This is a genomic window from Microbacterium sp. ISL-103 (assembly GCF_018613995.1).
Taxonomy (GTDB): domain Bacteria; phylum Actinomycetota; class Actinomycetes; order Actinomycetales; family Microbacteriaceae; genus Microbacterium.
Map to the genome: position 1 here is coordinate 1 of NZ_JAGGPD010000546.1, position 1,173 is coordinate 1,173.

Genomic DNA, 1,173 nt, shown 5'->3' on the forward strand with positions numbered 1-1,173 from the left:
AGAGCGGTCGTCGGTTCTCGCACGAGGATCTTTCCAGCCTTGCGGAATTCGCAGCGCAGGCAGGTCTCGCACTCGCGCTTGCTCAGGCCCGCACTGATCGCCAGCGGTTGGATCTCATCGAAGAGCGCGCGCGTATCGCCCGAGATCTCCATGACAATGTCATCCAGCGTCTGTTCGGGACAGGTCTAGGGCTACAGGCGCTTGCCGCACGATTGCCTGCGCACGCTGTCGCCATCAGTGCGCAGGTCGCAGAGATCGACGCTGCGATCGCCGATTTCCGTACGGCGATATTCACTCTTCAGACCTCTGACCCCGAATCCGTTCGACATCGACTCATCGACGTCGCGAATGAACTCGCACCGCTGCTCCAGAGTCCGCCCCGAATCGCTTTCACCGGCCCGGTCGATCTGCTGGTGACCGGCCGACTCGCGGAAGACGTCATCGCGGTCGTGCGAGAGGCACTGAGCAACGTGGCTCGTCACGCCCACGCGAACAGCGCGGAAGTCAGCGTCTCCGTCACAGCGTCGCTCGTCACGGTTGTTGTGGAAGACGACGGGGTCGGCGTTCCCGAAAAACTCCCTCGGTCCAGCGGTACTGCGAACCTCCTCATGCGCGCACGTGCGCATGGCGGTACGTGCGAAATCGAGCGGCGAAGCACAGGTGGCACGCGGGTACGCTGGCGCGTGCCGCTCGGATCGACGTCGCAGGCATCCTCATGACCCGGGTCTTCCTCGTGGACGATCATGAGATCGTTCGCCGCGGCATCGCCCAGATCATCGATGCAGACCCGGGCCTCGAGGTTGTGGGGGAGTCCGGCGCGGTGCAGGGGACTCGCGGCCGTGTCTCAGCGACGATTCCGGACGTCGTCGTCCTCGATGTGAACCTTCCGGACGGAAACGGGGTGGATCTGTGCCGACTCATTCGATCCGACCACCCCGAGATCCGCTGCCTCATGCTGACAGCAGTCGACGACGATGCTGCGAGCGTCGCAGCGGTGATTGCAGGTGCATCCGGATACGTGCTCAAGACGATCCGTGGAACGGACCTCGTCGACTCGATCCATCGTGCGGCGCGGGGAGAGAACCTCATCCCCACCGAGGTCGCCGCTGGCGTGCACCGCACGCTTCAGGCTCGAGTAGCGGAAGCTCAATCGCCAGCGGTGGAGTTGACTCT

Annotated in this window: 2 protein-coding genes; both read left to right on the forward strand. The window is 63.9% G+C overall.

All coding sequences use genetic code 11. From position 1 onward, the window contains the following. Positions 1-719 (forward strand): sensor histidine kinase (locus J7E68_RS17420; protein WP_251049108.1); only part of this gene is annotated, 719 nt, incomplete at its 5' end. Next, on the forward strand, positions 716-1,173 hold a 458-nt coding region (locus J7E68_RS17425), incomplete at its 3' end, for a response regulator transcription factor (RefSeq protein ID WP_215174724.1). The genes J7E68_RS17420 and J7E68_RS17425, both read left to right, overlap by 4 nt.